Source organism: Methanobrevibacter thaueri (assembly GCF_003111625.1).
Classification (GTDB): domain Archaea; phylum Methanobacteriota; class Methanobacteria; order Methanobacteriales; family Methanobacteriaceae; genus Methanocatella; species Methanocatella thaueri.
Genome location: NZ_MZGS01000016.1, coordinates 221822 through 228585 on the forward strand (window position 1 = coordinate 221822; position 6764 = coordinate 228585).

At 28.0% G+C, this 6764-nt stretch carries 7 protein-coding genes; all 7 read right to left on the reverse strand.

The genetic code is table 11. The features are described from left to right. Positions 1–159: 159 nt before the first annotated feature. Positions 160–1059, reverse strand: coding sequence for a tetratricopeptide repeat protein (locus tag MBBTH_RS02995; RefSeq protein WP_116591564.1), 900 nt, complete (start codon positions 1057–1059; stop codon positions 160–162). A gap of 47 nt (positions 1060–1106) precedes the next feature. Beyond that, positions 1107–1499 (reverse strand): hypothetical protein, encoded by a 393-nt coding sequence (locus MBBTH_RS03000; protein WP_116591565.1) that lies wholly within the window; start codon positions 1497–1499, stop codon positions 1107–1109. Between the two features lie 579 nt (positions 1500–2078). Beyond that, positions 2079–2837: a hypothetical protein gene (locus MBBTH_RS03010; RefSeq protein WP_116591567.1), complete on the reverse strand. Its 759-nt coding sequence runs from the start codon at positions 2835–2837 to the stop codon at positions 2079–2081. A 209-nt stretch (positions 2838–3046) separates the two neighbouring features. Then, the gene (locus tag MBBTH_RS03015; protein ID WP_116591568.1) at positions 3047–3676 is read right to left on the reverse strand and encodes a hypothetical protein; all 630 of its coding nucleotides are present in this window, start codon (positions 3674–3676) and stop codon (positions 3047–3049) included. A 27-nt stretch (positions 3677–3703) separates the two neighbouring features. Further along, positions 3704–4903 (reverse strand): tetratricopeptide repeat protein, encoded by a 1200-nt coding sequence (locus tag MBBTH_RS03020; RefSeq protein WP_116591569.1) that lies wholly within the window; start codon positions 4901–4903, stop codon positions 3704–3706. A gap of 44 nt (positions 4904–4947) precedes the next feature. Further along, positions 4948–6054: a tetratricopeptide repeat protein gene (locus tag MBBTH_RS03025; RefSeq protein ID WP_116591570.1), complete on the reverse strand. Its 1107-nt coding sequence runs from the start codon at positions 6052–6054 to the stop codon at positions 4948–4950. A gap of 18 nt (positions 6055–6072) precedes the next feature. Continuing rightward, positions 6073–6764, reverse strand: a 692-nt coding sequence (locus MBBTH_RS03030) for a tetratricopeptide repeat protein (protein WP_116591571.1), incomplete at its 5' end; no start/stop codon positions are given.

The window sequence follows — 6764 nt, forward strand, 5'->3', positions numbered from 1 at the left end:
ATTATAATTTTTAAAGTATTTAAAATTAATTATTTTTTAATTTGAAGTTAAAAATAAGGCAAAATCAATTTTAAACAATAAATACAACATTATATAGTGAAATCAATATTATTCTAAAAATAAAATAACAACTGCAAGTTATACTTGCCAATTAAAATCTTAATGCATTTGGCCTAAAACCTTATCCCTTTCAGCAATAATCCCATCTTTAGGAAACCGATCATATTCAGTCAAATACTCATCATACAGTCCTAACGCATCATCATTCTTTCCCATTGTCTGTAAAGCTTGGCCATAATAAATATAGTACATGCTTATTAAACCATAATTATCAATGCCTTCTAGTGAAATACTTTTAAATCCCTTTACTGATTCTTCAAATTCACCAATATTGGACAATAGCAGATTTTTTGTTAATTGAAGCATCAAATCATTAGGATTTTGGCCAAGAGCCAGATTGACATATCTCAATGCATTATGATAATCCTGTTTGTTTTTAGAGATGTTTGCCATCTGCAATAATGCGGCTCCGTCATTCGGTTGGATTTCAATACATTTATCCAAGTAGATTAAAGCATCATCATACATTTCCAAATCATTGTAATATAATCCCATATTAAGCAAAGCGTCTGAATCTTCACTGTCAATCTCCAAAACCTTATTGAAATAGCTCAAAGCCAAATCATACTTTTCCAAATAGAGGTAACATGATCCGATTTTATTCAATGAGAAAGTTTCATCCGGAATATGTTCTATTATCTGATTGAACGAATCGATTGCCAATTCATATTCCCCCATATGATAACAAGCCACCCCTTTTTTGAGATGAACATTCAAATTATTGGAATCTAATTTTAAGGCCTTATCAAAGCATCTGAACGACTCTTCCTTTTGAAATAGAAATGCATGGCACAAACCCTTCAACAACCAACCATCAATATTATTTCCATCAATGATTAGAAGCTTATCAAGATAACTGATTGCCTTTTCATTTTCAAACCTATCAGAATAATATTCTGCTTTTTTAAGTAAATTATCAGAAATACGCTTTTTAAACATTTGATTTAACCTCTTGATTCAATAAACAAAGCTCATGAGAAATGAAATCAAGTATCTTGCCCAAATTTGATAATAAATATTGCAAGTATAAATAATACAAGAAAAATCAATCCAAACCAATTAAAGTACCATAAAACCGATAATACACAAATAATCCCATATAAAATGCATAGATGATTATCATTTTCAATTCTATATGAAGATACATAAATAATAAAAGCCAACGATATGTCAATAATCGTTGTAACAATCAAAGGTATCAGCAAATCAATATCTAAATATACATTCAAACCAAATCTTGATATCATAAATATTATGAATAGAATCCATAAAATAAAATAAAAATAAGCGATGCATCTTGCCAATTGACGACCATTAACCTTTTTCACAAACATGGCTCTGACTCTCATTGTTAAATATGATAATTTATCATCACCCATACTATAAATACCTACTTAAATCGTTTTTTGGAAAAATAACATAGGAATATATTAAAAAGAATACAGCCCATGTTAAAAAGAACGATTTGAAATTCAATTCACGATTTAAAAGAACATAACAATTATTCGACAAATAATCATAAAACAGAAGTAAAATTCCATCCGAAATCAAAACCATGGCAATGAAGCTCTCAACTGAATGATAAGCAATGATAAAATAACCGAATACAATGAAGACACTTAAAAAAATAATATACAAATACAAAACATGAATATTGTCACATTTCATTTAAAATCACCCAAATAGATTATATTTATCCGAAATAATAAGAATGCATAACAATATTGTATCAATTATGATGATTTTATAAAAAAATCCATCCCACTTATCAATTCCACGGATTTTATATATGAAATAGACTATTAGACTGAAAACAAAATAGGATAGGATCATCAGCTTCAAAAAAGACATTTATAAACCTCATTTTACTTATTTTACATTTTTAGTTACCTTATTATAAATAAGTACCCCATCATTGCCATAATCATTACGCCAATTATAAATTCATGTTTATAATTCTAAATAAAGTTAATAATAAATAATACTACACTTATCAAGATAACAGCAAATAAGCAATATTTCAACAAACCATCAAAAGTCTTTATTTCAAACGGCAGCATTTTATTCATAATATCTGGAGATAAAATTAAACCACCGCATAATAATGAAACTACCAATGCAATAATATCATGATTAAATGAATTAGAGTAACCTAATACATCTTTTATAATCCACAATAACGAAATGCCTAATGGACCCCTTCCTAACATGAAACCAAGAAGAAGAAAAAATACCGGATGATAACCTATGACCTGTTCGCCAGACACTAAACGGCAATTATCATCACGAAAAACATTCAATCTTAAAAACATGAACACAAATGGAAAATACATTGCTAATCCAAAAGCAATGGCACTTTCCAATCCTTCAAAAGTAAATGCAAGCAATGCAATAAACCAGGACACAGCAAATGTTAATGGAAATAACATAACCACTACACTGGCATAAGACATCCCCGGAAACCTTCCAGAAATCAAATCATATTTCTCATCTAAAAAATCCCGTTCATATATCAATATTGAAAACATCACTCCAAAAATAGTTATCCCCAATAATGACAAAACAAAATCAATATGAAGGAAAAAATATAATAATAAACACAAAAATAAACCTAAAACTTCCGTGTAAAAAAATAAATAAATTGAATAAACTTTCAGCTCATCCTTATTTAAATTAATCCAACCTTTAGATCTAATGATATTTAAATTAGTAAACAAAAATACGCCTCCAATAATAATCAGCACCCATTTAATTATTCTTAATTTTAAGTTACCATGTTATAAATAGTGCCCCCATCATTGCCATAAGTATTATTCCAAGTATCAAAAATTTTATTAAACCGCCAATTCTTTTTAATTCAAAAGGTAATATTTTATTTGCAATATCCGGAGATAATATGAATGAAACAATCAGTATTGAACAGATACTAGATTAAATATGCATCAATATTATTTTCAACTATGCCCTCCATGACTTTCATCAATGAAAACCCTACAATATGGCAACTTATAAGACTTGCGAAAATATAATAGATGGCCGGATGATAGCCTATTACATGTTCGGTGATTATATTCCCATTTTCATCTTCAGTTAATAATTCACGACTGTTTTCGTTTTTATATACGTTAATTCTCAAAAACATGAAAAATGCAGGATACAAAGCTGCTAAACTAAATCCAATAGCAGAATATATTCCTCCCTGATATAAAGCTGTTGGATAAATGATGAAGGCAAAAGCAATACTTGCCGGAATGAAAAATAAGATTAATCCCTGATAGGATATGCCTTTATATTCCTCATAAAACAACCCATATTTTTCATCAAACCAATCACGATTATAAATGATGAGTGATCCTAATACTGCGGCTAAAGTAAATCCTGCAACAGCATAAATTACAAATGACACAGGCAGATTTACAATTAAAAATAAAACCAATGCCATGGAAAGCCCAATTAATTCTAAAAAAATGAAACCTGAAACCACATAAGATTTCATTTCATTTTTATCTAAAACAGACCAATCTTTACTAATATTTTTAATTAATTTTTCAAACAAAGTTAATCACCGTTATTGTATTTTTCATTAATTAGAATCTGCATTCATTCTTGAAATACGAACTTTTTTGTCTTTAATTAACTCTTCATCATTGGGAAAAATTTCAAAAGCTTTATCATATGCAAGCATTAATTCATCGAAACGATTTAATTTTTCTAAAGCTTTAAATTTACAAACCCATCCAAATGAATTATCGTTTTCAATTTCCAATACTTTATTAGCATATATTAACAGTTCTTCAAAATCATAATCCGTCACATACAAAAGTCTCATTTTGTACAAAATGGATTCAAAATCATCAGGACATAAACTTAAAGCATTATCATATGCAACCAGAGATTCTTCAAATTTACCAGATTCCTGTAATACAGTTGCATAAGTAGACCAAATCCGACAATTGTCCTGAGATATTTTCAAAGCCAATTTACAATTATACTCCGCTGAATCCAAGTCTCCTAATTCGAAATAGGATTTGGTTTTATTTATTATTGCTTCCCAATAACTTTCATTTAAATCAAAACATTTATCAAAACATATAATGGCCTTTTCATATTTCCTTAAAGAGTTATAAACAACTCCTTTATTATTCCAAGCAATAACTGAAGGTTCGATACTTAAAGATTTTTCATATGCATTTAATGAATCTTCAAATTTAGCCAAATCATGTAAAACATCCCCTTTCGTTCTCCATACATTTTCATTAGGTTCTAATAGTAAACATTTGTCTAAACATGAAATACTTTCATCATACATGCCAATTTCATAAAAAAAATAAGCCCCATTATATATCAAGAACGAATCCTTAGAATTATTAATCTCATTAATTAAAGCTGAAAAGTCATTCATTGCATCTAGTGCATGTAAAGATCTGCATTTATAAAGATACGCCCATTTATTGTCGTTTTGATAATTTAAGACTTCATCCGAACAGATTAAAGAGCCTTCATAATCTTTTTTTAAGAATAGTATGTTAGCCTTATGAATCAACAAATCACAATAATTAAACTTACTATTAATTATAAGATTATCAACGATTTTTAAAAGCCAATCCAATTTATTTATTTTTTCACATATTATGCTTAAATTCCATAAAACTAAAAATGGATGATATTCCTTTTTTAATAATGAACAGAATATTTTTAAAGACTTTTCATATTCACAATTATTTAATAATATTTTAGCGTTTTTAAAATCTTTTTTTTCTGTTCTTCTAGATAAAAATTTCATGAAAAATCCTCATAATCTTATTTAATATACTCCAAAAAGTAAAATTAATTGCTTTTATTTAATTCCTCTAATGCCAATCTTTTGTAATCCTCAACCCAATCCAATTCATTGTCAAAATTTAATATTTCATCAGCAAAAATAAAAACCTCTTCCCATTTACCCATATTAAACAATAATATTAATTTATTTTTCAATAAGTTTATATTTTTAGGACATAACTCTAATGCATGGTCATATGCATTTAATGACTCATCCAATCGATTTGCATGAAACAAGAATGTGGCATAATTGTCCCAGACAGGACAATTTGTTGAATCTAATTTCAATGCAAATTCACAGCATTTTAATGAAACATCAATATTTCCAAGATGAAAATATGAAGTTGCCTTATTAACAATGGCCGGAACACTATTTGAGTCAATGGACAAACATTTATCAAAACATTCCAATGCATCATGATATTTGCCCATCAAATTATAAATGGTTCCTTTATAATTCCATGCAATAAGATTGTTAGGGTCTAATTCCAAACAAGTATCCAATGTATTTAATGATTTGTCATACATCCCCATTTCCTTTAAGCATAAACCTTTATATATTAAAGCATTGCAATTTTTAGAATTCTTTTTTAAACTCAAATCAAAACAGAATAAAGACTCCTCCATTAATCCCAATTCTAAAAAAAACTCGCCGAGAGACAATGATAAATAATAATCAGGATCACATTCCTTTATTTTTAAAAACAATAAATTAAAATTCACATCAACATTCATATCTTTTAAAACTTTGAATTTATAGAAACATGCCCATAAATTATCAGAATCATTATTTAAAACTTCATCAAAGCATTCAATGGCATTGTCATAATCTTTCAAAAGATATAATGCATATCCCTTTTGTATTAATAATTCTTCACGATTATATTGTTTATCATTCATCAAGTCGTTGATTTTATCTAAAAGAACATTTAATGAATTCAATTCTTTATGAATGATAATCAAGTTAGACAACACATAAAATACATGAAAATTTTTTTCCAATAAAGTATTAAAAATATCTAAAGCTTCAGCATAGTTGCCCATTTCTAAAAAATTCTGTGCTTTATGATATTCCTTTTTATTTTTTAAACTAATATCTTTTAAAAAACTCATTTAAACACTCTGTTTCAACTATTTAATTAAAATCAATAACCTATCCTTTTCATCTTGAATTTCATCTTTAGGAAACCCATCATATTTAATCAAATACTCATCATACAGTCCTAACGCATCATCATTCTTTCCCATTGTCTGTAAAGCTTGGCCATAATAAATATAGTACATGCTTATTAAACCATAATTATCAATGCCTTCTAGTGAAATACTTTTAAATCCATTTATTGATTCTTCAAATTCACCAATATTGGACAATAGCAGATTTTTTGTTAATTGAAGCATCAAATCATTAGGATTTTGGCCAAGAGCCTGATTGACATATCTCAATGCATTATGATAATCCTGTTTGTTTTTATAGATGTTTGCCATCTGCAATAATGCGGCTCCGTCATTCGGTTGGATTTCAATACATTTATCCAAGTAGATTAAAGCATCATCATACATTTCCAAATCATTGTAATATAATCCCATATTAAGCAAAGCGTCAGAATCTTCACTGTCAATCTCCAAAACCTTATTGAAATAGCTCAAAGCCAAATCATACTTTTCCAAATAGAGGTAACATGATCCGATTTTATTCAATGAGAAAGTTTCATCCGGAATATGTTCTATTATCTGATTGAACGAATCGATTGCCAATTCATATTCCCCCATATGATAACAAGCCACCCCTTTTTTGAGATGAACATTCAAATTATTGGAATCTA

Excerpts from the sequence above, each read along its gene's own strand:
- MBBTH_RS03020 (WP_116591569.1), bottom strand. The coding sequence starts at position 4,903 with ATGAAATTTTTATCTAGAAGAACAGAAAAAAAAGATTTTAAAAACGCT.
- MBBTH_RS03000 (WP_116591565.1), bottom strand. The coding sequence starts at position 1,499 with ATGGGTGATGATAAATTATCATATTTAACAATGAGAGTCAGAGCCATG.
- MBBTH_RS02995 (WP_116591564.1), bottom strand. The coding sequence starts at position 1,059 with ATGTTTAAAAAGCGTATTTCTGATAATTTACTTAAAAAAGCAGAATAT.
- MBBTH_RS03025 (WP_116591570.1), bottom strand. The coding sequence starts at position 6,054 with ATGAGTTTTTTAAAAGATATTAGTTTAAAAAATAAAAAGGAATATCAT.